Below are 23,825 nucleotides of genomic sequence, written 5' to 3'. Positions count from 1 at the left end.
TCGTATGGAACTCGTCGAAGCCGGTGAGGAAGACCTCGACACGCTCGTCGACCGCTGGTATTCCCTCGCAAAATCGATGGAACCGTACGACGAACTGAATGAACTCGCTTATGGGGAAATCACCGAAGTCCCGGACGACGGCTTCCGCGACCATCTCGACGACGACGAAATCACTGACTACCTCGTCGTTCACGAGGACGAGACGATCGGCTTTGTTACGCTTCGCGACGGCAACCACCCTTCCCGACAGTACTCTCAGTATCTCCGGATCGTGAACCTCGCTATCGACAGAGACCACCGGAACCAGGGTCACGGCTCGAAAGTCGTCGAGCGCGTCGTCGAGATGGCCCGCGACCAGGGGTGCGACCACGTCAAAGTCTCCTGCGAGTGGCAGAACGAAGACGCGCGCCGGTTCTACAGGAGTACGGGGTTCCGACCGAAACAGGTCGACTACGCACGACCGTTAGAGTGACTCAAACCGGTTCCCGTACTGGCACCGTACCCGGCTGAAACGAGATAGAACGGCGGTTTGGCGTGTGCTGATTCCGTTAGTTAGTGCTCACGATCTTGATAACGTCGGCCTCTTCGAGTTCGTACCCGTCACTGATCTCCCGGCTGGTCTTTGCGTTCACTGCGTGGAGGTAGCCGTCGCCGATATCGCTGTGGACGGCGTAGGCCAGGTCGACGGGGGTCGACCCGCGACGGAGAAGGAAGGCGTCGGGGAGCATGGTCCCCGTCGCGTCGGTCCACTTGGATGCGTCCTGAACGGGGTAGGCCGTCACTCGGTCGAGTAGGTCGTAGACGGCGTAGTTCAGGGCCGCCTGGACGCCGGTGCCGTCGTACTCGGCCGTCGCCTCGCGCAGGCCTTCGAGCGCCGTGCGCTGGTCGTCGCTCACGTCGCCGACGATGTCGAACGTCCCGTCGCCCGGGTCGTAGTCGACGACGCCCGCGTCCGCGGCGTTGCGAAGGGCGAGTTCGCCCTCCGCGGTGGTCGGGATGACGGGCTTGTCCAGTTCGAGCAACCGCTCGACGTTTTCCTCGGGGGCGACGTCTATCTTGTTCGCGGCGACGATGATGGGTTTCGTACGCCTGCGAACGTCGCGTGCCAGCGCCTCCCTGTGTTCGTCGGTCCACTGCTGCGGTTCGTCCGGATACTCGATCGAGCGGAGGCTGGCGGCCACCTCGGCCTCCGTCGCACCGAACCCGGTGAGCATCTCCGCCAGCGCGTCGTCGATGTCGAAGTCGGGCGAGCGGGACTTGCGCATGACCGACTCCCAGTTCCGGTCGACGATGCTCGCGAGCCACAGGTCCATCTCCTCCTCGACGAAGTCGATGTCGTCCATCGGGTCGTGGTCGCCGATCTCGACGGGTTCGCCCTCCTCGTTGGTCGCACCGCTCGCGTCGACGACGTTGATTATCGCGTCGGCGTTCGTGAGTTCGTCGAGGAACTGGTTACCCAGGCCCCTCCCTTCGTGTGCCCCCGGGACGAGACCGGCGACGTCTAACAGTTCCACGGGGACATAGCGCTTCCCGTCACGACAGTTGTCGCTGTCACAGCGACGGTCGCGGTCGAGACAGGGACACGTCGTCCGGGCGTGGCTGACGCCGCGGTTCGCGTCGATCGTCGTGAACGGGTAGTTCGCGACGTCGACATCGGCCCGCGTCGCCGCGGTGTAGAACGTGGACTTGCCGGCGTTCGGCTTCCCGGCAAGCGCGATCGAGAGCATACGGGCCCTACCGCCGACGCCGAAAACTGCCTTTCGATCCTGCCGACCATCGGCCACCACGTGAACACCTCACAATCATGAATGTACATGATGAGCAATACCGTTGGTAATTGGACTTCTCAGGTAGTCTGTGGTACAGCGCCGTAACTGGCCTGTATACGCCAATATTGAACGGCCTAGAATGTATGTCGAATGCGGCGGTAGATTGTGCGGGATTCGCAATATCGGCGAAAGGTTTAAGTAGCTTTCGCCCTTGTCTATGGATAGGAAGCGTGGCTTCCGGTCTTCTTCGGGTTTTTCCCCACCGGCAGTCGCTGCCCTCTCACGGTACAAATCAATGACTGAAACAAGCATCCATACCGGCAACCAGAGGCGAGTAACGGACACTGAACGAGAAGAGGAGACAACAGAGGAGACCGAACACGAGCAGGTCTGTCCCGAGTGTTCGGGCGACCTCGTCACCGAAGGCAGCGAGACGATCTGTGCAGAGTGCGGTCTCGTCGTCGAAGAGGACAACGTCGACCGCGGTCCGGAGTGGCGCGCGTTCGACGCCAAGGAAAAAGACGAGAAATCCCGCGTCGGCGCACCGACGACGAAGATGATGCACGACGAGGGGCTCTCGACCAACATCGGCTGGCAGGACAAGGACGCCTACGGCAACTCACTGAACTCCCGCCAGCGCCAGAAGATGCAGCGCCTGCGCACCTGGAACGAGCGCTTCCGAACCCGCGACTCCCAGGAGCGCAACCTGAAGCAGGCGCTCGGCGAGATCGACCGGATGGCGTCGGCGCTCGGCCTCCCGGAGAACGTCCGCGAAACCGCGTCCGTCATCTACCGCCGCGCGCTCGAAGAGGACCTGCTGCCCGGCCGCTCCATCGAGGGCGTCGCGACCAGCGCGCTGTACGCGGCTGCGCGGCAGGCCAACACGCCGCGAAGCATCGACGAAGTCGCCAACGTCAGCCGCATCGACGACCAGGAGTTCAAGCGGACGTACCGCTACATCGTCCGCGAACTCGGTCTCGAAGTCCAGCCGGCGGACCCCGAGAGCTACGTCGGCCGGTTCGCAAGCGACCTCGACATCTCGGACGAGGCCGAGCGGCGCGCCCGCCAGCTGCTCCAGAACGCGAAAGAAGAGGGCGTCCACAGCGGCAAGTCGCCCGTTGGCCTGGCCGCGGCGTCCGTCTACGCGGCCCCGCTGCTGACCAACGAGCAGATCACCCAGCGCGAAGTCAGCGAAGTGGCCGACATCAGTGAGGTCACCATCCGCAACCGCTACAAGGAACTGCTCGAAGCCGAAGGCACCATCACGCCCGCCTGATGACCGCAGTCGTTTTCACCGGCCCGTCTCTTCTCTCGGCCGACGCGTAACGCAGACGGAGACTCCGTCTATCGAACTCAGTGGTGCGTCTCGAACCATTCAGCGCCCAGCTCCGCGACCGTCTCCAGTTCGCCCTCCAGCGCGACGCCGGCGACGGGGATGTCGAAGACGCCGTCTTCGCCCCGTCAGTACGAACGGACCCATTGTCGTTCGTCTCTCCCGGTCCCGGCGTCGTACCACGACGGTAGTGTTAGAATATTAACAAAATTTATAAGTCTGAGAAGTACAAAAAACACAGGAAGATGTCATTTTCTGTAGATCAATTCCCGATTCCATCTTTCACCGACGAGCTACAGATCCTACTGATAGAGGACGATCGAGCGTTTGCAGATCTTGCGGAAACGCGATTACGGAACAAGCTACCCGACGCACGGATCATCGTTCGAACCGACCCCGAAGCGGGACTCGAACTCGTCTCGTCGGACGATATCCATTGTGTCGTCAGCGATTACGACATGCCGACGCTAGACGGCATCGAACTTCTCAAGCAGGTCCGGAACGACCACTCGATGCTCCCGTTCATCCTGTTCACCGGGAAAGGAAGCGAAGAAGTCGCGGACGAGGCCATCTCCGAGGGCGTCTCGGACTACCTTCAGAAAGGCGGCACGTCCGACGTGTTCGAAATTCTGGCCAACCGCATTCAGAACCACATCGACAAGTACCAAACCGAACAGCGACTCAAGCAGTGTTTCCAGGCTCTCGAATCCACGCAAGAGGGGATCGGAGTCATCAGTTCGGAGGGAACGTATCTGTACCTGAACGAGGCCTACGCATCCATCTACGGACGGTCGAAGGAAGACCTCATCGGACGGCACTGGGAAGAACTGTATCCCGACGAGGAGGTCGAACGGTTCCACGACGATATCCTCCCCGAGTTGAAAGACTGCGGCCACTGGTCGGGTACCGCAGTCGGCAAACGCTCCGACGGGAGTTCGATCTCGGAATCGCTCGTACTCACTCACCTCGAAGACGGGGCACACATCTGTAGTGTCCAGCGGCAGACTGACCAGTAGGACGATTCTGAAAAGCGCAGACCACGGCCAGCGGTTCGACTGGGACGAGTTCGTCGACCGCGTCTGCGACCGTGCGGACGTCGAGGAGTCGGATGCTGTCTTCTACGCACAGGCTATCGTCGCGCTGGTCGGCGACCTCGTTCCGAGAAGCGAACTTGACGACGTGCACCAGCCTGCCGGACGAGGAGTTCGACAACCTGTTCGGACTCGTCAGCGAGGAGGAGAGGTTCGAGCAGGGGAGCGAGCGCCGCGAGCGAACGAACTGATCACTCGATCTCGCGGCCGTCCGGGCGGAACATCCGTATCTCGTCGCTCGCGCGCATCGCGCCGTCGACGGCGGCACCGTCAGCGAGTTCGAGCGACCCGCAGGAGACGTCGCCGAGCACCTCGGCGTCGGGGGCGAGTTCGACCTGGCCGTTCCGCGTCGTCACGTCGCCGTGGATCCGGGTCCCCTGGCCGACGTGGATGTCGCCGCGGGCGCGGAGGCTTCCGAACACGTTGTTGTCCTCGCCGACGGTTATCTCCTCGGCGCGGATGTTGCCGTGGATCCGGCAGTCGTCGCCGATGGTCGCGGGCGTCGAGACGCGCCACGCGTCGTCGTTGACGGTCGCGTTAGGCGGGACGACCAGCGGTTCGTGTTCGGGGTCATCGTCGTCGAATATTTCGGAGACGAGTTCCTGTGCGGCCTCGTCCTCGCCGATGCGCAGGAGTTGCGAGAGGTAGACGAACAGGAAGACGATGGTCGGCATCGGGTTCCGGATGACGATCCAGCCGTTGGCTTCGAACCCCTCCTCTATCTCGACGTCGTCGCCGATGTCCAGGTCGCCGCTGACCATCAACCGGCCGCCGACGTGGACCCGTTCGCCCAGGTAGGCGTCCTCGCCGACGAGGACGTTGCCGGCCACGTCACACCACATGTCGAGGCGAGAGTCGCCTTCCGCTTCGATATCGCCGCCGAAGCGAACTCCTTCCCCCGCGAGGACGTTCCGTCCTCGGACGCCGAACTCGACGGTGCTTCGGTTCCCGACGACGACGTCGCCGTCGGTCACGAGGTCGTGCTCCTCGACGGTGGTCCCGTCCGGGATGGCCAACTCGTCGAGGGGATTCGTACTCAAAGACACACTACACCCACTCCGTCCCGTGATAATAAACCCCCCGCGACCGTCTGACGACCGTCTGACGACGGCGCTGATCGACGGTCCGCCGCGCCTCGTCTCTCCGCGTTCCGCTTCTTCAGGTTTTTATCCGCAAGCGTCGTATCGGACGATATGACTACGCTCTCCTTCGACGACAAGGGTGTCGACGTGGTGTATCAGGGCACCGAGTTCCGTCTGGAGAAAGCCCTGATCGAGGACGCGATTCAGAAGGACTACCACGACGCGACCGACCACGAGGTGTTGCAGATAGTCGCGGAGAACCCGGACCTCAACGGCGAACCGCGCCGTATCGGTGACATCCTCCGATAGCGGCCGGCCGCTCCAAGCACTTGGGGTGTGACTGGCCGCTCCCAGCGCTTCGGGTGTGACTGGCCGCTTACAGCGCTTCGGGGTCGAACCGACGGTTCTGTCCCTCCCACGCCTCGTGATCCGCCGTTCGCGTGTCGAGGTACACCTCCATCCCGTTCCCGTCGGGGTCGTCGAAGTACAGCGCCTTGCTGATACCGTGGTCGACCGGCGTGACTGTCACCTCACGGTCGCGCAGGCGACGGTAGACGGCCCGGAGCGCATCAGCCGTCTCCACTTCGAACGCCGCGTGGTACAGACCGATGCCGGGCCCGGGTCCCGGGGCGTCCTCGCCGACGCCCTGAAGGGCGACGTCGTGGTGGTGTTTCCCCCACGAGAGAAACGCGAACTGGCCGTATTCGTCCTCGACCTCCAGGCCCAGAACGTCTGTGTAGAACTGCACGGAACGGCTGACATCCCGGACCTTCAGATGGACGTGGCCGACCTGCGTCGGTCGCGACTCGCTCATACTGAATCTCCGACGTGACGGCTGAAAAGTCGACTGGCCGTTTCGGGTCTCTCTCGACTGCCGCGTCACGCGGCGGATCCGGCGTCCGTGAACCGGCACGGGAGGACCGCTTACTCGTCGTAGCGGTCCGCGGCCGATTCGAAACCGAGTTCCGACTGCTCCTTGCTCCGGCGTTCCTCCTTGGCGGCGATGGCGGCCGTGTCCGGTGACGCGTCGTCAGTGACTCGTGCCCAGGACTGGTGGACCTTTGCGTGACACCAGCGACAGAGGTAGACGGTTATCTCGTGAGAAAGCGTGTCGCCGGCTTGCGAGTACGAGAGGTGGTGCTCTTCGAGCAGCGGACGCTCGTCCGAGTGCGCCATCCGGCGCTCGTCTAGGCCACAGCGGATGCACTCGCGGTCGCTGTTGCGCGACCGGAAGTGCGGGCAGTCCGCCCACGCCCAGTCGGCGCCTGGAGACTGGGCGCTGTCGACCGCCGACTCGTCGCGGTCGCTATCACCGCCCGGGCCTCAGCCGCTCGCCTCCTCTCCGGGACACGACACGTCGGCATCGGGGTCGACCACGGGACAGGCGAACTCGTCCTCGCGGCGTTTCCGGGCGAAGTCGCGGTCCTGTTCGGGGTGGTCGAACGCGAACCGACAGCGACCGTCGTCGGTCAGGTGGTCGCAGACGTCCGCGTGTTCGTACGGGTCGTCGACCCCGACGGAGGTTCCCTCGGGCGTCTTCTCCATACCCGGGGATCGGCGGCGAGCACTTTGACACTGTCGGACGGGCGCACCGCAACGCTTTTTCGCGCTCCGGAAGACCCCCGTTCGTGCGACTGGTTCACGATCCGGGCGGCGGCGGAAACGACAGCAGAGAGGGGGAAGCCAGCGGCGAGAGCGACTATAACGGTCCCATCCGAACGCTCGCGACGAACGTCGAGACGGCGGACTCGTTCGGGACTCGGCTGCGCGGTCTGATGTTCCGCTCCGAGGTGCCGGCAGACTACGCGCTCGTCTTTCCCTTCGACGGGACGAAGCGCCGCGGCATCCATACGCTGTTCGTCCGGGTACCTATCGACGTGATTTGGGTCGACGACGGCACCGTGACCCGGGTCGAGACGCTCGCCCCGTGGCGAAGCGTCGCCACCGCGACGGCAGACACCATCGTCGAACTCGCCGCGGGCGGTGCTGCGGGCGTAAACGCCGGCGACACGGTCCGTATCGACGCTTGATCCGCCGCGTCGCAAAATCTGTCACAACGAACGGTTTATACGTCCCCTGGCGATAAGGAGCAACTGGTTACTCATGACCGGTGGCCGATTTATTCGGGGTTCCTCCCGAATCAACTAATCTCAAAGACGGTGCGGACGTACAGCTTCTCGATACGACGTTACGTGACGGGGAACAGGCACCCGGCATCTCGCTCACGCCTGACGAGAAGGCAGAAATAGCGGCGGCGCTCGACCGCGCCGACGTCTCCGTAATCGAGGCCGGAAGCGCCTGTACCGGCGAGGGCGAGCGCCGGACTATCCAGCGCGTGACCGACCTCGGTCTGGACGCGCGGATCACCAGCTTCGCCCGCGGGGTCCGCAACGATATCGACCTCGCGATAGACTGCGGCGTCGACGGCGTTAACCTCGTCGTCCCGGCGAGCGACCGCCACATCGAGACGAAGGTCGACACGACCCACGACGAGGTCGTGCGAGACACCGTGGACCTGGTCGAGTACGCGAAAGACCACGGCCTCTGGGTCGAAGTCATCGGCGAAGACGGGTCACGCGCGGACCTCGACTTCCTCGAACGCCTCATGGACGCGGCGCTCGACGCGGGCGCGGACCGCGTCTGCTACGCCGACACCGTGGGCCACGCCGGCCCCGAACGGGCGGTCGAGGCCATCTCTCGCCTCTCCGAACTGGGCCCGGTCAGCACGCACACCCACGACGACCTGGGTCTCGGCGTGACGAACGCACTCGCGAGCGTCGCCGCGGGTGCGGACCTGATTCACGCCACGGTCAACGGCCTCGGCGAACGCGCCGGCAACGTCGCGCTCGAAGAGGTCGCCATCGCGCTTGACCACTCCTACGACATCGAGACAGTCGACACGACGCAACTGTACGACCTGGGACAGACTGTCGCCCGCGCGACGGGCGTCCAGACCGCTCCGAACAAGGCGGTCACGGGCGCGAACGCGTTCACCCACGAGAGCGGCATCCACACCGACGGGACGCTCAAGGACGACCAGATGTACGAGCCGTACCCGCCGGAGAAGGTGGGCCGCGAGCGCCGGATCGTCCTGGGCAAACACACCGGACGCGCCGGTGCCCGCGCCGCCCTCGACGAACACGGTGTCGACGTCTCGGACGAGGAACTCACAGAGGTCGTCCAGCGCGTCAAGGAAATAGGCGACCGCGGCAAGCGCGTCACCGACGCCGACCTCCTTGCCATCGCTGAGGAAGTGACGGGGCGCGACCGCGAGCGCCGCGTCGAACTGAAGGGCCTCACCGCCGCCAGCGGCGGCGGCACTCCGACCGCCAGCGTTCGCCTCGAAGTCGACGGCGAGGAGCGCCTCGCCAGCGGCACCGGGAGCGGACCGGTCGACGCCGCCGTCACCGCCGTGCGCGAGGCGCTCGGCTCCGCCGCGAACGCCACGCTCGAATCATACCACGTCGACGCTATCACCGGCGGCACGGACGCCGTCGTCACGGTCGAGGTGGAAATGAGCCGCGGCGACCACTCCGTTACGGTGGCCGCGAACGACGCGGACATCACGGGCGCGAGCGTCCGTGCGATGGTCGACGCGCTCGACCGCCTGCTCACCGTTCCCGGCGAGGACGGCCAGCCCGTTCTCGCGGACGACTGATAGGGACTGTTGTAACTGTGTACCGGTATTCGCCGACCCCGTGTCGGCGAAATACCGAAATGACTTACAACAGTTCCTATGAGCGGACATCGTTTCGTTTTTTCGAGGCCAGTCCACTATCGTTCGGTCGAGTGGATAGCAGGCCTGCAGGGAGGAATATCGGCCGTCTGAAACCATATTGTCGGTATTTCGTCGATATCTGGTAACTACCCCGTCAGCAACAGATCTGTGTTTGTGACGTAGTATCATACGGATCCATGTTGGCCACGCTGACAGGGGATACCAGTGAAACTAGCACTCATCGCAGTCGGCCAGGCCGGCGGCAAGATCGTCGACGAGTTCTTGGCGTACGAGCAGCAGGCCGACGCGGACTTCATCACGGCGGCGACAGCGATCAACACTGCCAGACCCGACCTGGAGGGACTCGACTACGTGCCCGTCGAGAACCGCGTCCTCATCGGTCAGTCGCGGGTCGGCGGGCACGGCGTCGGTGCCGACAACGAACTCGGGGCGGAGATAGCCGCCGAGGAGTCGACGGAGATCGTCGCGGCGACCGACGACGTACCGGTGAGTCACGTCGACGCGTTCCTGGTCGTCGCGGCGCTCGGCGGCGGCACCGGAAGCGGCGCGGGCCCAGTCATCGCCAAAGAACTGAAGCGAGTGTACACGACGCCGGTGTACGGACTCGGTATCCTGCCGGCCAGCGACGAGGGGGGTATCTACACGCTGAACGCCGCCCGCTCGTTCCAGACGTTCGTCCGAGAGGTGGACAACCTCCTCGTCTTCGACAACGACGCCTGGCGCAAATCCGGCGAGACGCTCACGGCGGGCTACGACGAGATCAACGAGGAGATCGCGCGTCGCTTCGGCGTCCTCTTCAGCGCCGGCGAGACGAACACCGACGACGCCATCGCCGAGAGCGTCGTCGACGCCAGCGAGATCGTCAACACGCTGAAAGCCAACGGCGTTTCCACGGTCGGCTACGCGTCCGAGGAACTCACGCCCGAAGAGGAGGACCCGGGCCTACTCTCCCGGTTCACCGGCGGGTCGGCGGAACCGGACCCCAGCGAGGCGGAAAACCGGATCAACAGTCTCATCCGGAAGGCGACGCTGGGACGGCTGACGCTGCCGTGTGACGTCGACAGCGCCGAGCGGTCACTGACGGTCGTCGCCGGACCGCCCGAGCACCTGAGCAGGAAAGGTATCGAGGAGGGGCGTCGCTGGCTCGAAGAGGAAACCGGGTCGATGGAGGTCCGGGGCGGTGACTACCCGCTCCAGTCCGACTCCGTCGCGGCGGCCGTGTTGCTCTCCGGTGTCACGGAAGTCCCGCGGGTCACGAAACTCCAGATAATCGCCAACGAGACTCAGGAGAACATCGAGGAGACGACGCAGGGGCCGGCGCAGGCTGAGGAGCAGTTGATCGGCGAACAGGGCGAGGACCTCGACCCGCTGTTCTAACAGTTCTCCACGCGGACGGCGAAACCGTCCGCTACTTCAAATCTCCACGTCCGTAGATTTCACGACGCTGGCGACTCGCTCCGCTCGTCGCGTTGCGTCGTGAAAAGCGCCGAGGAGGAGATTTGAACTCCTGTGTCCTTGCGGACAGTTGCTCTCGAAGCAACCGCCTTGGCCGGGCTAGGCTACCTCGGCTTCATCCTTCGGTTCGGTGGTTTCGATGTTATGGGTTTCGGTTCGGGACCGGTTCCGCGAGTCTCCGCCACGAATAATAGGTGGGAGTGCGTACGGGACCCATGGACGTTCGCGAAGCGAACGAAGAAGCACAGGCCGTTCTCGATACGGTCGGCAAGGCGGTCATCGCTGACCGCGAATTTCTGGAAACGGTGTTGCTCGGCGTCCTGGGCCGCGGACACGTGCTGCTCGAAGACGTTCCCGGTACGGGAAAAACGCTCACCGCCCGGTCGTACGCCGAGGCGCTCGGACTCTCGTTCAGTCGCGTCCAGTTCACGCCGGACCTGCTACCGTCCGACGTGACCGGGACACACGTGTTCAACGAGGACACCGGCGAGTTCACCTTCAACGAGGGACCGATCTTCGCCAACGTCGTTCTGGCGGACGAGATCAACCGCGCGCCGCCGAAAACTCAGGCCGCCCTGCTGGAAGCGATGGAGGAGGATCAGGTGACCGTCGACGGCGACACCCACCCCCTGCCGGAGCCGTTTTTCGTCATCGCGACCCAGAACCCCGTCGAGCAAGAGGGGACGTTCCCGTTACCGGAGGCCCAGATCGACCGGTTCATGGTCAAGACGAGCCTCGGCTATCCGGAACTCGACGGCGAGGTGGAACTGCTCGAACGCCGGCGCTCCCGCGACACCCAGAGCCCCGACGCCGAACAGGTGCTGACGACTGATACCGTCCGAACCTTGCGGTCGGTCCCGGAATCGGTCCGGATCGAGGACGAACTGCTAGAGTACGTCGCGAAGGTCGCCCGGGCGACCCGCGAGGACCGCCGCGCCGAGGTCGGCGTCTCCCCGCGTGGCACCCAGCGACTGTTCGAGACGGCCCGCGCACAAGCGGTGCTCGCAAACCGCGACTACGTCACACCCGACGACATCAAGCGCGTGGCGCAACCGGTGCTCGCTCACCGTCTCGTGCTAACGCCCGACGCGACGGTCAACGACGTCGACAAACGCGCCGTGATAGAACGCGTTCTCGACCAGGTGCCGGTGCCGACGATTGATTAGTTCCGTAGCACCGACGTTAACGCCACTGCCGAGAGGAGGAGAAAGACGAGCGCCGACAGCGGCATTCCGCCGCCGGCCACCGAATACAGGGCGAATCCGGCAAGCGATACGCCAAGGCCAAGCACCGCACTCCCGCCGACGTGGACGATCTCCGCCCGTCCGGTCGACGCTTCCCGGCCGAGTTGCTCGCCGAGGCTGACTGAGTTGTCGAGGAGGTCCCACGCGACGACGGCACCGCTCACAACGAGGAGGACCACGACTGTCGGTGCGTTCTGGATCCCGGCGACGATCCCGCCGAGAAAGAGCAGTCCACCGGACCAAAACGCCGTGCGTCGCCACCCGCGAAGCATCGTGACGACCGCGGCGAACATGGATAGGACACCGAAGGGTGCCGCGAGTCCGGCGTACATGCCGGCCAGAAGGGTGAGAAAGCCGATCATGACGACCGCGGCGACGCCGCTGTGCAACGGCGGCAGGCGGTCTATCTCGCCCGTCATCGCGACCACCGCTGGGCGGCGCAGGCAAGCGTCGTCTCTACGTCCGTTCCCTCGGGCAGGTCGGCGACGCGGATGCCCGCCCCGCGTAGCGCGACGATACGAGCAATCCGTTCGGCGGCGACGAGTCGGTGTCCCGCGGTCTCGGTCGTCGTCGGGTCCGGGCTTATCACGGTGACGAGATGCCCGTGTGCGTCGAGAAGCCGTGCGAGGCGAACGATGCCATCGTCGCACAGCGGCGAGAACAGGATCACCTGCGCGTCATCGGGGAGGCGTTTTCGAAGCCGCTTCGCCTGAATAGCGAAGTAAAACTCCCCATCGGGTATCTCCGCCGACAGAACCGGGTTCGACGTGAACAGTTCCTCGGCTCGTGCGCGCTGATCCGACCCGAGCCCCGGCGGTAGCCAGGCGTCGCCCGGACCGAACGCGGCGACCCCGACCCGGTTGCTCTCTTTGAGCAGTGCCGGAAACACCGACATCGCGGCCTGCACTGATCGGTCGACCGCGTGCGGTGCGTTCTCCGACGGTCGAAGATACGCGGCTTCTCGCGAATCGATCACGAGGACGGCCATCGCGGACCGCTCCTGCCTGAACCGCAGCGTTGCGAGTTCGCCGGTCCGCGCGTGGCGGTTCCAGTCGATTCGGGAAAGCGAGTCTCCCGGGCGATACTCGCGGGTCGAATGGAACTCGATCCCCTCGCCGCCGTCCCGAGTTTCGACGCGGCCGGCGTGTCTCGTGGTGAGCGCCCGGAGCGCCATCGTCGAGATGGGTTGGAACTCCGGCTCGCAGACGATCTCGTCGGACGTAGACAGGGTGACGCGGCGCTCGACAGTCCCGCTCATCCCACGCGCTATCGCGAGCAGGTGGTCGAACGTGTGCGTCCCGCGACCCATCGTCACGGTGTAGTCGAACGACGCCGACTCTCCGGGGCGAAGCGCCGTCCCGAGACGCGGAACGCCGTCGGTCACTACCAGCGGTTCCGGCACGCCGTCGACGAGTCGGAGGTCGGGAAGGAACGACTTCCCTTCGTTCGTCACGGTGACGACGACGTCCACCTCGTCGCCCGGTTCCGGCGACTCGTCGGAGAGGGTCCGCGAGACCGACAGCGCCACGTCGGGTACCGTCCCCGCCTGTGCGTACGCGGCGTAAGCGACGCCGATAGCCCCGGCGAGCAGTAGCGACGGTCGACTCAACACTATCCCAGCACCGCCGGCGGCGAAGGCGACAGCGCTGATTCCGCGCCAGCGGTGGGTCGGTGCGTCCGTGGACTCGAGAACGGGTGAAGCGGCGTTTTCGTCCGTCTCGGCGCGCTCGTCCGCGTCGCGTTCCGCCGTTTCGCCGTCGCCTTCCGTCTCTTCGGAGACATCTCTCGCGTCCTGATCCGGTACGTCAGTCGGTCCTTCAGATTCGGTTGCGGATGCGCGGGATGTCATTCTCGGTCCACCCCGTGGAGGTCGGCGATAGCGTGCGCGGCGTGTCGTCGCTGTCGGTCGAAACGGAGGCGGAACGACATCGTGTGGCGGATTCTGGTCAGAACCGGTGTCGACTCCGGAACGTGGTCAGTGAAAAACGCGGCGGCAACGGGGTCGTCCGTCCAGGTCCCGCGTTCCAGTGCGTCGCGGGCCTCGTCCTCGGAACAGTCTTGAGCGTACACGATCCCCTCGATAGCGGCCGTTTCGAGGCGTTCGTCGATCCGCTTTTGCCGATCCGAATGGCGACGGTCGTGCGACCGGAGGTTGTGGCCGAGTTCGTCGCCCGGCGTCGGCAGCGTCGGTCGGGTCTCGGGATCCGGCGTTTCGAACTCCACGACCTCTTTTCGTCGGCGGAGCTGTACGGCCCGAAACCCCTGTAAGAGCGCGATAGCGCCGACGATAGTGACGAACGCGTTAGGTGCGTTGATGAGGCCGGCGTACTCCGGGACGAACACCAGTACGAAGCCCAGCGCAGCGGTCACGATGCCGATAATCGCGACGAGCCCGCTGATCCTTCGGCCCATCACCAGTCACCCCCGTCGTCGGCGTACTCCGATTCGATCCGTCTGAGCGCCGCCAGCGCGCGCTGTTCGCGGTCGTCAGTCGGGTCTTTCCCGCCGTATCGGACCTCCTCGAACAGCTGGGTCAGTTCGTCCACGTCGCCATCTGTCATCCCCGCGTCTACCGCCGCGTCGGCGAACTCCGCGGGCGTACTCGACTCGGGCCGGTCGACGTCCAGATGGCCGGTCATCTCCCGCCAGGCGCGGTACACTTCGTTTTCGAGGTCGTCGGCGTTCTCGATTCTGTCGGCCGCTCGGCCCGCGGCGTTGCCGATCGCTGACCGTCGCTCCGTGTCCGTTTCCTCTGCGTCCGCGTCCTCGTCCCCGGTCGTATCCCTGCCGCTAAACACGTACAGGCCGACCACCATCCCGACGGTGAGAACGAGGATCGCGAACAGGAGGATCGACGGGGTGGTGGGGTCAGTGATGTCGCCCTCGCCGTCCGTACCGAGCCCGCCGGATCCGCTCTCGCTCATGTTGATATCACCGTTGAGGGGTGCCGGTGGCGTCACGTCCGGCTGCGCCGGCCCCGCGCAACTGCCCATCAGGAACGCGAGGAACAGGAGGAGGATGACGGCCAACCCGACAGTGAGGCCGAACGCGACAACCGCGTCGTACTTGTGAGTGAGCCCGACAGCCGTGACGACTAAAATCCCGCCCGCGATCCAGAACGGCGTAGAGCCCGACAGCAGATCCACACAGAAAAACGGAACCCTCGGCACGTCAACACTACCGCCGCTGCCGCCGTCGCTACTACTTGACCCCTCTGAATCATCCGTCCCGTCGTGTCCCGCCCCTTCCGGTTGTGGTCCACCGCCGCTTTCGGTGTCAACCGGCGACGTAAGCGTCGCGGCTGCCACCGAAATGGCGAGAACGCAGATGATAGCGACGAGAATCGGACGGAGGGCCTCTCTATCCACAGGCGGTTTTGAAACACCGATGACTTAGGCTTTCTGCTTGTTTTCGGTGGAAAATAGGGACTTGCGTGACAGCGAACCTGTCTCGGCAGATTCGTGCTGTCACGACGGCGCATTATTGGCCACTTAACGAGGTCGCGATCCTTGGGTGGCAGGAGCCGACAGATCCGGACCCTTTTGTCGCCTTTCGTCGGATCCCAGACCGTGACCCGAGCGACAGTGTGGAACGAGTTCCGCCACGAACGAGAGCACGACCAGGTCGCGGAGATATATCCGGACGGAATTCACGTCACCATCGCCGAGGCGCTCGAAGAGCGCGGTATCGACGCCGAGACAGCGACACTCGACGAACCGGAGCACGGGCTACCCGAGGACACTCTCGACGACACTGACGTGTTGCTGTGGTGGGGCCACGACGCGCACGAGGAGGTGAGTGAGGCGGTCGTCGACCGCGTTCAGGACCGCGTCCTCGCAGGGATGGGTCTGGTCGTACTCCACTCGGGGCACTTTTCGAAACCGTTTCGGCGGCTCATGGGCACCAGCGGGACGTTACGGTGGCGCGAGGCCGCCGAGACGGAACGGCTCTGGACGGTGAACCCCGGCCACCCTATCGCCGACGGCGTCGGCGAGTACTTCGAGGTCGACGAGGCGGAGATGTACGGCGAACCCTTCGACATCCCCGCCCCCGACGAACTCGTCTTCACCTCGTGGTTCGAAGGCGGCGAGGTGTTCCGGTCGGGCTGTTGTTTCTACCGCGGGAACGGCCGCTTGTTCTACTTTCGGCCCGGCCATGAGACGTATCCGGTGTACCACGACGAGACCGTCCAGCGGGTGCTCGGTAACGCCGTCGAGTGGGCCGCTGACGGGAGCGACGCGCCAGCGCCCGGCGTCGAAAACGTCGACCCTATCGAACCGATCGACACAGACGACGATCGGAGCGTCCACTGACGCATTCAGGACCGCACACCGTCGAATCCACGAAACGAACCGCCGAAGATAACCGCCTGCCCTGAAACGGTCAGATCATGACTGAGAACGCATCCGACAGTCCATCTCCGTACGACCACGTGCGAGCGGAGGACGGATCCCTTCCGGACGGCATCTACCGCGTAGTGGGAGTCGGGGCCGACGACGTGACACTCCTTTTCGTCGCCGACGCCACGGGAAGCCGGGTCCACGACGGCCGCGTCTTTACCGTCTCGCACGAACAGTACGCGGACCTTCCCGCGGCACCAAATCCCGACGACGACGGTCTCTTCCGGCGGTGGGGCCTCGTCGCCCTCGCAGGGGTGCTGTTCGCCGTCAGCCTCTCGTCGACTGCAACCGAGACGCTCGGCGTCTCGCAGTCGTTCATCAGAACCGTCGTCATCCTTCTGATCGCTCTTGACGTGGTCGATAAACTGCGGTGAAGGCAGTCGTCGCAACGGGCACGACGAGCGCTGTCGCGGCGTGGAGGTGACGAGGTGAACGGAGATAAACACCGCACCGCCTGCCTAGACTCGTCTTTCGACGTGTTTTATACTGCTTCAACGACAGAATATTTTAACACCATTATGTGAAAGTTTAAATGTGGGGCGGCAGCAGGCCGGGGTATGTCCGATTCACCGTCACTGGAACTCACGTCGGGTCAGAACCAGCACCACGACGACGCCGACGAGGCCGTTCCGCCGCCGTTACCGCCCGACGATCCCGAGGCCTGGTACGCACCGACCGTTCGGGCCCAGTACGAACTCCGGCCTGACGTGGTCGCGACCGTCCGAGAGACCGACGACGCGTTCGCGTACGACGTGCGCGAACCGCATCTCTCGACCGCCGACTGGCACGCGGTCGAACGTATCCACGACCACTTCGACGGAGCGAACCTCCGTCGCCCCAGAACTCGGGAGGGCACCGCCGAGCGGATCGCCGACGGCTTCGCCGAAAAGTACCGACGGGCTCTCGAACGGTTAACGGACGAGACGCCGACGGCGCGCCGACGCGTGTCGTACTACGCGCTTCGGAACCTGTGCTGTCTCGGCGACCTGACCCCGCTCGCACTGGACGACTCGATCGAGGTTGCGGACACCGCGGGGGAACGGTTGGTTGTCCACACTGAGGACTACGCGCCAGCGACGACGGACCTGTCCGCCGACCCGGAGTACATAGAGCGATTCGTCAGCGAGCGGATCGACACGTACTCCGTCCCGTTTCGCGGGTTCGACGTGCCCGTCGTCCTCTACCGCGAACGTCTCCTCGGCAACGACGCGTTCGCGGTGAAATACGCCGTTCTCGAACCTGATCTCCTGCCCGGAGACGAGGCGCTCGTCGAAGAGTGCAAGGAGCGCATCTGGGAAGCGAACGTCGACGAGGTTATCGCCCCCGGGAGCGGCGGCGACGACGGCGATCCCCGCGAGGCGTTCATCCGGGACCGCTCAGCGAACTTTCTCTCCCGGAAACTCACCGCGCACAACACCCGCGAGTGGCTAGACGCCGCCGAGTATCGCGTCCGGTCCGCCCTGTCGGAGTACGGGTTCGGTGTCCCGCCGGTCGACGGCCGCTACGCCGACGACCGACTCTCCGATCTCGTCTACTACGTTCTGCGAGACTACGTCGGTCACGGGAAACTGACGATCCCGATCCGCGACCCACATCTGGAAGACGTCGAGGCGAACCGGGTCGGCGAACGCGTGAAGGTCGTCCCGCGGACGGGTGTCGACCACGATGGGCGAGTCCCGACGAATCTCGTCTTCGAGGACGAACGCGAGTTCGTCAACGTTGTCACACAGATCGCCGCCGCCGACGGAACCGAACTGAACGCCAGCAACCCGAGCGCGAAGGTGAACGTCCGACCGGAGGGCGTCGACGACGACGTGACGATCCGGTGTGCCGTCGCACTACCGGTGATCAGCGAGGACGGCCCGCACGTCTCTATCCGGAAGCAGGCACCCGACGCGATGACGCCGGTCGACCTGATAAACCGGGGTAGCCTCTCGACCGAACTGGTCGCTCTGCTGTGGCAACTGTACGAACACCACTGCGTCGTGCTGTTCTCCGGGCCGACCGGCGTCGGCAAGACGACGCTGATGAACGCACACATGCCGTTTATATCGTTCGAGGACCGGCCGATCAGCATCGACGAGGGGTCTCGGGAAGTGCGACTCCCCCACGAGACAGGCGTTTCCCTGACGACCCGCGACCACGAGAGCGACTTCAAGCAGGTGTCGATGGCCGACCTGATGACAGAATGCAACTATCTGAATCCGGACGTGGAAGTGATCGCCGAGATAAACACGCCCGAAAGCTTCCGGACGTTCGCGGAGACCCTCAACACCGGCCACGGCGTCATCGGAACCACCCATGCGGAAGACATCGAGAAACTCGTAAACCGTGTCGTCGAACAGGGGCTTCCCCCGTACCTTCTGGCCGAGATCGACCTGGTCGTGTTTCCGAAACACGTCGACGGTGACCGCTACGCCGGCCGCGTCGTCGAATTCCTCAGTGAGCGAGAGTACCAGCGCCTAGACGATAGTCGACGTACCGACGACGACAGCGGAACGATCGAGAAAGGTGGGACGACGATCTGCTGGAACACGGTCGCCCGGCGCGAGAGCGACGGGACCTTCAACTTCGGGTATACCCATCCGGACATGCCCGGCGGGAGTGAGACGCGGCGGAACGACGTTCGCGTGTTTCACCGCCTTGCCGACAGGACTGACCGCTCGGTCGAGGCCGTCGAGGCGGAGTTCCACCGGAAGCACGGATACGTTCAGTATCTCGAACACGAGGGCGTTCGAGATTTCGACGCGCTGTTTGATTTCCTCGCCGACCTGGAGACGAACGAGGCGGCGACGGTCGAACGAGCGACCAGTAGCCGGCGGCCGGCCGGTACTCCAACGAGCGATCCGACGGTGCCCTCGTCGCAGGAACGGCCGGACTCCGGGGGCTATCCCGAGGAGAGTATGAACAGATGACGGGGGCAGAGAGTCCGACACGGTCGGACCTGGCGCTCCGGTCAGCGGGAAGTCCGTCCGCCGTTTTCGACCGTGTGCTGTACGCTCTGTTCTCGCGACACGCCGACCGGGCGCGCCACGACGGCGATCGGAAACAGTACCGTGGCACCGACCTCCGCGTGAGCTTCGGCGTGTATGTCGCCAGGGTGTACGGCATCTCCTGGCTGTCGTTTGTCGCGCTCACGTTCGTCGGATTCGCCCTCGGAATGACTGTTCCGGACCAGACGGTTGCGGGGGTCAACGGGTTCTTGCAAAAGGGGATACCGGTACTAAACCGTCTGTCGGCCCCGTCACTGCCACGGACGGCAATCGCACTGGTCGTCGCGCTGGCGGTCGGCGGTGTCGGCAAGCGCGCGACGGTCGCGCTCGGCAGTCGGTATCTCAGCTGGCTTGCGCGTGCGCGGCGAGCGAGTATCCGTCGGACGCTCCCGGGCGCGGTCAGATACCTCCACGCGCTCTCGACCGGTAGCGGCGGACAGCGAGCCATGCTTCGCAAGGTCGCAAACAACCGGAACGCGTACGGCGAGACCGCCGTCGCCGTCCGCAAGGCGCTCAACAAAGCTGCCCTCACCGGAAGCCTCGACGAGGGATTGCGGATTGTCGCCCGCGACACGCCGTCGAGGAACGCCCTGGCTCCCTTCCTCATGAAGTTCCGCGAGCACGCCGACCAGGGAGCCGACGAACTGGCGAGTTACCTGCGTCTGGAAAGTCGGATGCTGTCACATCGACAGCAGCGATCGAGGGAGCAGGCCGCTGGCTTTCTCGAACTGATCGCGGAACTATTTATCGTACTGCTCGTACTGCCGGCCCTGCTCGTTATCGTGCTAACCGTGATGAGCGTGCTCTCACCGGAGCTGAACCGACCGCTTACGACTCCACTGGGCTCGATCACGACCAGGGGTGCCCTGGTGTACGGAAGCGCCGGATTCGTTCTCGTCGTCGGCGGACTCGCGGCGGGACTCGTCGGTGCGTTCCGTCCCCCGGGACAGTCACTTCCGTCGTACCGACGGCCGGGGGGAACACTGGCGACGTTGAGAACGATCGGAACGAACCCGTCGAGCGCTGTGGTGGTCAGTGTTCCGTTCGCGGCCACTGCCGCGGGATTCCTCTGGTGGCTATCGTACGACCTCGTCAACGTGGCGTTGTTGGGGTACGCGGCGTTCGCAATTCCGGTCGGTCTGGTGGCCGCTCGCCGAGCGCGCCTCGACGACGCGAAAGACCGGGAGATAAAGGACTTCATTCACGCCGTCTCCGGCCACGTCAGCCTCGGGCGCCCGTTCTCGGAAGCGACCGCCATCGTCGCGCGCGACGTCGACCTCGGCGCTCTCGACGACGACGTTGCGGACCTCGCGTTCAACGCGAACCTCACCACGTACGACGGCGATCTCAGAACCGCCGCACTCGACCGCTTCGTCGAACGAGTCGGAACACCGCTCGCCGAACAGACGATGGGGCTGGTCACGGGTGCCCTAGACGCCGGCAGCGACGCCGAAGACGTCTTCGACACGCTTCAGACGGAAGTCGGCAGGCTCTATCACGAGAAGAAGGCGCTCCGGGATTCTATGCTGGTGTACGTCGCTGTCGGCTGGACGACGGCACTGCTCGTCGTCGGGATCGTCGTCGCGGTCGACGGCTACGTCATCGATGGGTTCACGCAGTTGTCCTCGGTGTCGAGCGTTTCGGGAGCGTCGACGCTCGATCCGAACGCGATAGAACCCGCCCGCGAGCGACAGCGGTTCTACGTCGTGACCCAGGCGACGATGCTTGCGAGCGGGTGGTTCGCTGGCATGGCGAACCGCGGACGGTACGATGCACTGCTCCATTCGGGCTTGCTCGTCTGTATCGCGTACGTCGTCTTTTCGGGGGTAGGAATGACATGAGAGCGACGTCCGGTGGTCAGCGAGACCCGAACCGCGGTCAGTCCAACGTGATCGGCGTCGCGATACTGCTCGGCGTCACCGTCGTTGCGCTCGGTGCGCTGACCGCAAGCATCGGTGCAGTCATCGAGAGCAACGCCGCGACGGCCGACGCCGACCGCGTCGCGGACGGTCTGGACGAGGCGATACGTCCGGTCGAAACGACCGGGCACCACCGCGCTAGGGTGTCCGTCTCCGGCGGAGGGTTCCGTACGGAGCCGAGAGAATTACGCGTACTCGACGAGACAGGTGTCGTAACGACGACCGAAGTCGGTGCGTTAGTGTACGAATCCGACGGCCGGACGGTCCGGACGGTCGGCGGGGCGATCCTCCGCGGCGGGACCGGCGGGTCGGAGATGTCGCGCCCGCCACAGATAACAGCAAGCAGACGGTCCGGTGGTGTCCTCGTGATCGGTGCCGCCCGTCTGAACGCCACCGGCGTCAGCACGGGTGGGACCGGTCGGACTGACCTCGTCTTTCGGTCGAACGTCTCTCACGACCGTCGGGCGCTCGGGGATGCGACGTATCGAATCGCGATAGAGACGGAGACGCCGACCGCATGGCGGTCGTACTTCGAAGACCTGAACGCGACCGTCGTCACCGTTGACCACGATTTCGACGACGACGGCGTATCAAGCGTCGTCGCGCGGTTCGAGGGTGACAGGACGGCGTATCTGATCGTCCACGACCTGCGTCTGGAGGTGAACAATGGCTGACCGGGCGATGACGCCGGTCGTCGGGAAAGCCCTCGAAGCGACGATAGTCGTACTCTACATCGGTCTGTTGACGACGACGCTGTACGGCGGCGCTATCCCGGAGTATCAGACCGCTGCGGCAGAGGAAGTCGGGGACCGAACGCTGTCGAGAGCGAGCCACGGCGTCCAGCAGGCCGTCCCGGTGAGTGGCGCAGTACAGGAGGCGCGGATCCGGGTCGACCTGCCTGACAGGATCCGGGGAGAACCGTACCGAATTCGGGCCGATGGTGAATCACTCGTTCTCGACCATCCCCACCCCGACGTGGGTGGTCGCTCTCGACTGTCGCTACCGGATTCTGTCGTTGCGGTTAGCGGAACCTGGCGGAGCGGAGCCGCGACAGTCGTGGTACTCGAACGTGTCGACAACGGGGTCTCCCTCCGGCTGGAGGACGGGACATGACTCGCGGCCAGGCGAACATGCCCGCCCTGCTCGTCGCTTTGCTGGCGTTGACGGCTGTTGCCGGTATCGGAACGCTCGTCGCCGACGACGCCTTCGGAGGCGCGACGCGCGACGCCGACGGGCAGAGAATCGCGACTGGACTCTCCGAGCGACTCGTCAGAGCTGACAGCCCGCTCGCCGACCGCGCGAACGTGTTGAACGGGAGCGAAACGGCATCGTTGACGGCCGCTGAGCTGGAGTCGCTGTTTCCCGTCGTTCAGAACCGCTCCGTCCGAGTTTCCCTCGACGACGAGACGCTCGCCCAGACGGGGCGGGTAGACGGCGGAACGACCGTCCGACGGATCGTCCTCGTCGAGCGGCGTGAGGCGGTCACGATAACGCCCTCACTCGGTTCGAACAGCGAACAGTCGGTGACGCTTCCGCGGCGGACGGAAAACGTGACGGTAGAGCTATCACCGCCTGTCGGAACAACGGTCCGGACGGTCCGTGCGAACGGACGGGTCGTCCTACACGACGACTCCGGCCTCTCCGGAACCGAGACGGTCTCGGTGTCGCGCTACGAGACCACGGCGCTCACCTTCGAAGCGACGGACCGACTTCCGGACGGGAGCGTGACGGTGACGTACTACCCTTCACAGACCCGAAAGGCGGTGTTGGCGGTGACCGTCGATGGATAGAGCACAGCTCTCACTGCCGGCTATCGAGGTCGGTGTCGGAATCGTGCTCGTCGTCGGCGTCCTCACGACGTTCGCACTCGGAATCCCCGACGCGGACACGAACGAGCCCCAACTCGACGCGTACGCGGAGGACGCCGCGACCGTGCTCGCGAGCGAGTCGCCGCGTCATCAGGGTGCCACGCGGCTTGCAGAGGTGGTCCGCGCGCCGGAGACGTTCGAGCGCGAGAAGGCTGCGCTGGAACGCCGGGTCGACCGAATTCTACCGGATAATCTGCTGTTCCGCGTTGAAACGCCGCAGGGAGCTATCGGGTACGAGAAACCGCCCGGGGTCGCGGTCGGATCAGCAACGGTGACGACGACCGGCGGCGACGTGACCATCCGGGTGTGGTACGCGTGACCCGCGAAGACCGCGGCCAACTCGTGCTCGTCGCCGCCGCCGTCCTCGCTCTCGCACTGGTCCCCATCGCGTTCGCGTACCTCCAGTTAGGCTATCACGCCGATGTCCGAGCGAGCGTCGAGTACGACGACCCCCAGAGAAACGCCGAGCGCTTGCTCGAACGAAGCGTGTACGAGGCCAGTGCGGACGTCCAGGGCGAATACGACTGGTGGCAGCGAGAGAACGTGGTCAGAGACGTCCGCGACGGTCTCCAGCCCGGTCTGGAAACGTTGCGTTCGGCCCGCGTGGAGTCGGGGACAGCCTACGAAGTGAGCTACAATCGGACGGCCGCCGAGCGGTGGGCGGGGGATAACTGCCCGTCGGGTCCGAGCCGGGAATTCGGTCCTTGCGAGGCGATAGACGGCGTGGTCGTCCAGGAGCGCGCCGACGAGACGGACGTCCTCGCGGTAGTCGTCGACGTTCGTGTGACGACCGAACGCGGATGGTCACAGTCGACAGTAGTGGTGCGGTCGGTCGGGGAGACGGCGGACTCGTCGTAGTTTAAATCCATACTGTCGGCTCGCCACGTTCGCCACGGCCGAGGAACGGTCCGCAACCGGGCCGGTCCACCCGT

General features: G+C 64.8%; 25 protein-coding genes, 1 tRNA gene and 2 pseudogenes. 19 read left to right on the top strand and 9 right to left on the bottom strand.

The features are described 5' to 3' along the window. Positions 1-4 precede the first annotated feature (4 nt). Positions 5-472, top strand: coding sequence for a GNAT family N-acetyltransferase (locus EYW42_RS02260; protein WP_135533628.1), 468 nt, complete (start codon positions 5-7; stop codon positions 470-472). A 76-nt stretch (positions 473-548) separates the two neighbouring features. Here the strand turns inward: EYW42_RS02260 and EYW42_RS02255 are convergent, their stop codons facing one another. Continuing rightward, positions 549-1,727: a redox-regulated ATPase YchF gene (locus EYW42_RS02255; RefSeq protein ID WP_135533627.1), complete on the bottom strand. Its 1,179-nt coding sequence runs from the start codon at positions 1,725-1,727 to the stop codon at positions 549-551. Positions 1,728-2,064: 337 nt separating this feature from the next. Between EYW42_RS02255 and EYW42_RS02250 the strand changes: the two genes are divergently transcribed. The 4 genes and pseudogenes from EYW42_RS02250 to EYW42_RS20500 all read left to right on the top strand — a co-directional run. After that, on the top strand, positions 2,065-3,045 hold the full coding sequence (locus tag EYW42_RS02250; RefSeq protein ID WP_135533626.1) for a transcription initiation factor IIB: 981 nt from the start codon (positions 2,065-2,067) through the stop codon (positions 3,043-3,045). Positions 3,046-3,128: 83 nt separating this feature from the next. After that, the gene (locus EYW42_RS19385) at positions 3,129-3,293 is read left to right on the top strand and encodes a hypothetical protein (protein WP_161972900.1); all 165 of its coding nucleotides are present in this window, start codon (positions 3,129-3,131) and stop codon (positions 3,291-3,293) included. A gap of 54 nt (positions 3,294-3,347) precedes the next feature. Next, entirely contained in the window at positions 3,348-4,118 is a 771-nt protein-coding gene (locus tag EYW42_RS02245; RefSeq protein WP_135533625.1) for a response regulator, read from the top strand. Further along, positions 4,093-4,230, top strand: a pseudogene (locus EYW42_RS20500) (hypothetical protein); the annotation flags it as partial. The gene EYW42_RS02245 and the pseudogene EYW42_RS20500, both read left to right, overlap by 26 nt. Positions 4,231-4,384: 154 nt before the next feature. Here the strand turns inward: EYW42_RS20500 and EYW42_RS02235 are convergent. Further along, positions 4,385-5,239, bottom strand: a complete 855-nt coding sequence (locus EYW42_RS02235; RefSeq protein ID WP_135533624.1) for a polymer-forming cytoskeletal protein — start codon at positions 5,237-5,239, stop codon at positions 4,385-4,387. Positions 5,240-5,386: 147 nt separating this feature from the next. Here EYW42_RS02235 and EYW42_RS02230 point away from each other — a divergent pair, with 147 nt between their 5' ends. Then, positions 5,387-5,584 carry a DUF5800 family protein gene (locus EYW42_RS02230; protein ID WP_135533623.1) on the top strand — a complete coding sequence of 66 codons (198 nt, stop codon included), beginning with the start codon at positions 5,387-5,389 and terminating at the stop codon, positions 5,582-5,584. Positions 5,585-5,651: 67 nt separating this feature from the next. Here EYW42_RS02230 and EYW42_RS02225 read toward each other — a convergent pair whose 3' ends face one another. Further along, entirely contained in the window at positions 5,652-6,089 is a 438-nt protein-coding gene (locus tag EYW42_RS02225; RefSeq protein ID WP_135533622.1) for a VOC family protein, read from the bottom strand. Positions 6,090-6,199: 110 nt separating this feature from the next. After that, positions 6,200-6,820 (bottom strand): annotated as a pseudogene (locus tag EYW42_RS02220) (DUF7097 family protein). Between the two features lie 83 nt (positions 6,821-6,903). On the opposite strand from EYW42_RS02220, the gene EYW42_RS19660 reads away from it, so the two are divergent. From EYW42_RS19660 to EYW42_RS02205, 3 genes are all read left to right on the top strand, one after another. Further along, entirely contained in the window at positions 6,904-7,305 is a 402-nt protein-coding gene (locus EYW42_RS19660; protein WP_135533621.1) for a DUF192 domain-containing protein, read from the top strand. A gap of 80 nt (positions 7,306-7,385) precedes the next feature. Continuing rightward, positions 7,386-8,933, top strand: coding sequence for a (R)-citramalate synthase (locus EYW42_RS02210; RefSeq protein ID WP_135533620.1), 1,548 nt, complete (start codon positions 7,386-7,388; stop codon positions 8,931-8,933). A 285-nt stretch (positions 8,934-9,218) separates the two neighbouring features. Beyond that, on the top strand, positions 9,219-10,391 hold the full coding sequence (locus EYW42_RS02205; protein ID WP_135533619.1) for a tubulin/FtsZ family protein: 1,173 nt from the start codon (positions 9,219-9,221) through the stop codon (positions 10,389-10,391). Positions 10,392-10,498: 107 nt separating this feature from the next. Here EYW42_RS02205 and EYW42_RS02200 read toward each other — a convergent pair. Beyond that, positions 10,499-10,583 (bottom strand) — tRNA-Ser (locus EYW42_RS02200). A gap of 101 nt (positions 10,584-10,684) precedes the next feature. Here EYW42_RS02200 and EYW42_RS02195 point away from each other — a divergent pair. Beyond that, complete coding sequence (locus tag EYW42_RS02195; RefSeq protein WP_135533618.1) at positions 10,685-11,635, top strand: AAA family ATPase; 951 nt, start codon at positions 10,685-10,687, stop codon at positions 11,633-11,635. Here the strand turns inward: EYW42_RS02195 and EYW42_RS02190 are convergent. From EYW42_RS02190 to EYW42_RS20050, 4 genes are read right to left on the bottom strand one after another with little or no spacing between them, the layout of a single operon-like run. Continuing rightward, positions 11,632-12,132 carry a DUF7519 family protein gene (locus EYW42_RS02190; RefSeq protein ID WP_135533617.1) on the bottom strand — a complete coding sequence of 167 codons (501 nt, stop codon included), beginning with the start codon at positions 12,130-12,132 and terminating at the stop codon, positions 11,632-11,634. The two genes, EYW42_RS02195 and EYW42_RS02190, sit on opposite strands and share 4 nt — an antisense overlap. Next, a complete protein-coding gene (locus EYW42_RS02185) occupies positions 12,129-13,562 on the bottom strand; it encodes a DUF58 domain-containing protein (RefSeq protein ID WP_135533616.1) in 1,434 nt (477 codons plus the stop codon). The genes EYW42_RS02190 and EYW42_RS02185 overlap by 4 nt, the downstream gene beginning before the upstream one ends. Further along, entirely contained in the window at positions 13,559-14,125 is a 567-nt protein-coding gene (locus tag EYW42_RS02180; protein WP_135533615.1) for a DUF7269 family protein, read from the bottom strand. The genes EYW42_RS02185 and EYW42_RS02180 overlap by 4 nt, the downstream gene beginning before the upstream one ends. Beyond that, positions 14,125-15,081, bottom strand: coding sequence for a DUF4129 domain-containing protein (locus tag EYW42_RS20050; RefSeq protein ID WP_135533614.1), 957 nt, complete (start codon positions 15,079-15,081; stop codon positions 14,125-14,127). The genes EYW42_RS02180 and EYW42_RS20050 overlap by 1 nt, the downstream gene beginning before the upstream one ends. A gap of 201 nt (positions 15,082-15,282) precedes the next feature. On the opposite strand from EYW42_RS20050, the gene EYW42_RS02170 reads away from it, so the two are divergent. The 9 genes from EYW42_RS02170 (at position 15,283) to EYW42_RS02130 (ending at position 23,751) form a co-directional block, all read left to right on the top strand. Then, a complete protein-coding gene (locus EYW42_RS02170) occupies positions 15,283-16,026 on the top strand; it encodes a ThuA domain-containing protein (RefSeq protein WP_135533613.1) in 744 nt (247 codons plus the stop codon). Between the two features lie 77 nt (positions 16,027-16,103). Beyond that, positions 16,104-16,487 (top strand): hypothetical protein, encoded by a 384-nt coding sequence (locus EYW42_RS02165; protein ID WP_135533612.1) that lies wholly within the window; start codon positions 16,104-16,106, stop codon positions 16,485-16,487. Between the two features lie 183 nt (positions 16,488-16,670). Further along, positions 16,671-19,028 (top strand): type II/IV secretion system ATPase subunit, encoded by a 2,358-nt coding sequence (locus EYW42_RS02160; protein WP_135533611.1) that lies wholly within the window; start codon positions 16,671-16,673, stop codon positions 19,026-19,028. Next, complete coding sequence (locus EYW42_RS02155; protein ID WP_135533610.1) at positions 19,025-20,947, top strand: type II secretion system F family protein; 1,923 nt, start codon at positions 19,025-19,027, stop codon at positions 20,945-20,947. The genes EYW42_RS02160 and EYW42_RS02155 overlap by 4 nt, the downstream gene beginning before the upstream one ends. Beyond that, the gene (locus EYW42_RS02150) at positions 20,944-21,699 is read left to right on the top strand and encodes a DUF7289 family protein (RefSeq protein WP_135533609.1); all 756 of its coding nucleotides are present in this window, start codon (positions 20,944-20,946) and stop codon (positions 21,697-21,699) included. The genes EYW42_RS02155 and EYW42_RS02150 overlap by 4 nt, the downstream gene beginning before the upstream one ends. Continuing rightward, positions 21,692-22,138 (top strand): DUF7266 family protein, encoded by a 447-nt coding sequence (locus EYW42_RS02145; RefSeq protein WP_135533608.1) that lies wholly within the window; start codon positions 21,692-21,694, stop codon positions 22,136-22,138. The genes EYW42_RS02150 and EYW42_RS02145 overlap by 8 nt, the downstream gene beginning before the upstream one ends. Then, positions 22,135-22,815, top strand: a complete 681-nt coding sequence (locus EYW42_RS02140) for a DUF7263 family protein (protein WP_135533607.1) — start codon at positions 22,135-22,137, stop codon at positions 22,813-22,815. The genes EYW42_RS02145 and EYW42_RS02140 overlap by 4 nt, the downstream gene beginning before the upstream one ends. Next, the gene (locus tag EYW42_RS02135; protein ID WP_135533606.1) at positions 22,808-23,212 is read left to right on the top strand and encodes a DUF7262 family protein; all 405 of its coding nucleotides are present in this window, start codon (positions 22,808-22,810) and stop codon (positions 23,210-23,212) included. The genes EYW42_RS02140 and EYW42_RS02135 overlap by 8 nt, the downstream gene beginning before the upstream one ends. Then, positions 23,200-23,751: a DUF7261 family protein gene (locus EYW42_RS02130; RefSeq protein WP_310732937.1), complete on the top strand. Its 552-nt coding sequence runs from the start codon at positions 23,200-23,202 to the stop codon at positions 23,749-23,751. Before EYW42_RS02135 ends, EYW42_RS02130 begins: the two co-directional genes overlap by 13 nt. Positions 23,752-23,825 lie beyond the last annotated feature (74 nt).

The organism is Halostella pelagica (assembly GCF_004762015.1).
GTDB classification, from domain to species: Archaea; Halobacteriota; Halobacteria; order Halobacteriales; family Natronoarchaeaceae; genus Halostella; species Halostella pelagica.
Note: the sequence above shows the minus strand (reverse complement) of the source record. Positions and strands in the feature narration are given on the sequence as shown.

What these genes read in the sequence shown, in the direction of transcription:
- EYW42_RS02260 (WP_135533628.1), top strand. Translation starts at nt 5, where the DNA reads ATGGAACTCGTCGAAGCCGGTGAGGAAGACCTCGACACGCTCGTCGAC.
- EYW42_RS02255 (WP_135533627.1), bottom strand. Translation starts at nt 1,727, where the DNA reads ATGCTCTCGATCGCGCTTGCCGGGAAGCCGAACGCCGGCAAGTCCACG.
- EYW42_RS02250 (WP_135533626.1), top strand. Translation starts at nt 2,065, where the DNA reads ATGACTGAAACAAGCATCCATACCGGCAACCAGAGGCGAGTAACGGAC.
- EYW42_RS02245 (WP_135533625.1), top strand. Translation starts at nt 3,348, where the DNA reads ATGTCATTTTCTGTAGATCAATTCCCGATTCCATCTTTCACCGACGAG.
- EYW42_RS02230 (WP_135533623.1), top strand. Translation starts at nt 5,387, where the DNA reads ATGACTACGCTCTCCTTCGACGACAAGGGTGTCGACGTGGTGTATCAG.
- EYW42_RS02225 (WP_135533622.1), bottom strand. Translation starts at nt 6,089, where the DNA reads ATGAGCGAGTCGCGACCGACGCAGGTCGGCCACGTCCATCTGAAGGTC.
- EYW42_RS02195 (WP_135533618.1), top strand. Translation starts at nt 10,685, where the DNA reads ATGGACGTTCGCGAAGCGAACGAAGAAGCACAGGCCGTTCTCGATACG.
- EYW42_RS02190 (WP_135533617.1), bottom strand. Translation starts at nt 12,132, where the DNA reads ATGACGGGCGAGATAGACCGCCTGCCGCCGTTGCACAGCGGCGTCGCC.
- EYW42_RS02185 (WP_135533616.1), bottom strand. Translation starts at nt 13,562, where the DNA reads ATGACATCCCGCGCATCCGCAACCGAATCTGAAGGACCGACTGACGTA.
- EYW42_RS02180 (WP_135533615.1), bottom strand. Translation starts at nt 14,125, where the DNA reads ATGGGCCGAAGGATCAGCGGGCTCGTCGCGATTATCGGCATCGTGACC.
- EYW42_RS02165 (WP_135533612.1), top strand. Translation starts at nt 16,104, where the DNA reads ATGACTGAGAACGCATCCGACAGTCCATCTCCGTACGACCACGTGCGA.
- EYW42_RS02160 (WP_135533611.1), top strand. Translation starts at nt 16,671, where the DNA reads ATGTCCGATTCACCGTCACTGGAACTCACGTCGGGTCAGAACCAGCAC.
- EYW42_RS02155 (WP_135533610.1), top strand. Translation starts at nt 19,025, where the DNA reads ATGACGGGGGCAGAGAGTCCGACACGGTCGGACCTGGCGCTCCGGTCA.
- EYW42_RS02150 (WP_135533609.1), top strand. Translation starts at nt 20,944, where the DNA reads ATGAGAGCGACGTCCGGTGGTCAGCGAGACCCGAACCGCGGTCAGTCC.
- EYW42_RS02145 (WP_135533608.1), top strand. Translation starts at nt 21,692, where the DNA reads ATGGCTGACCGGGCGATGACGCCGGTCGTCGGGAAAGCCCTCGAAGCG.
- EYW42_RS02140 (WP_135533607.1), top strand. Translation starts at nt 22,135, where the DNA reads ATGACTCGCGGCCAGGCGAACATGCCCGCCCTGCTCGTCGCTTTGCTG.
- EYW42_RS02135 (WP_135533606.1), top strand. Translation starts at nt 22,808, where the DNA reads ATGGATAGAGCACAGCTCTCACTGCCGGCTATCGAGGTCGGTGTCGGA.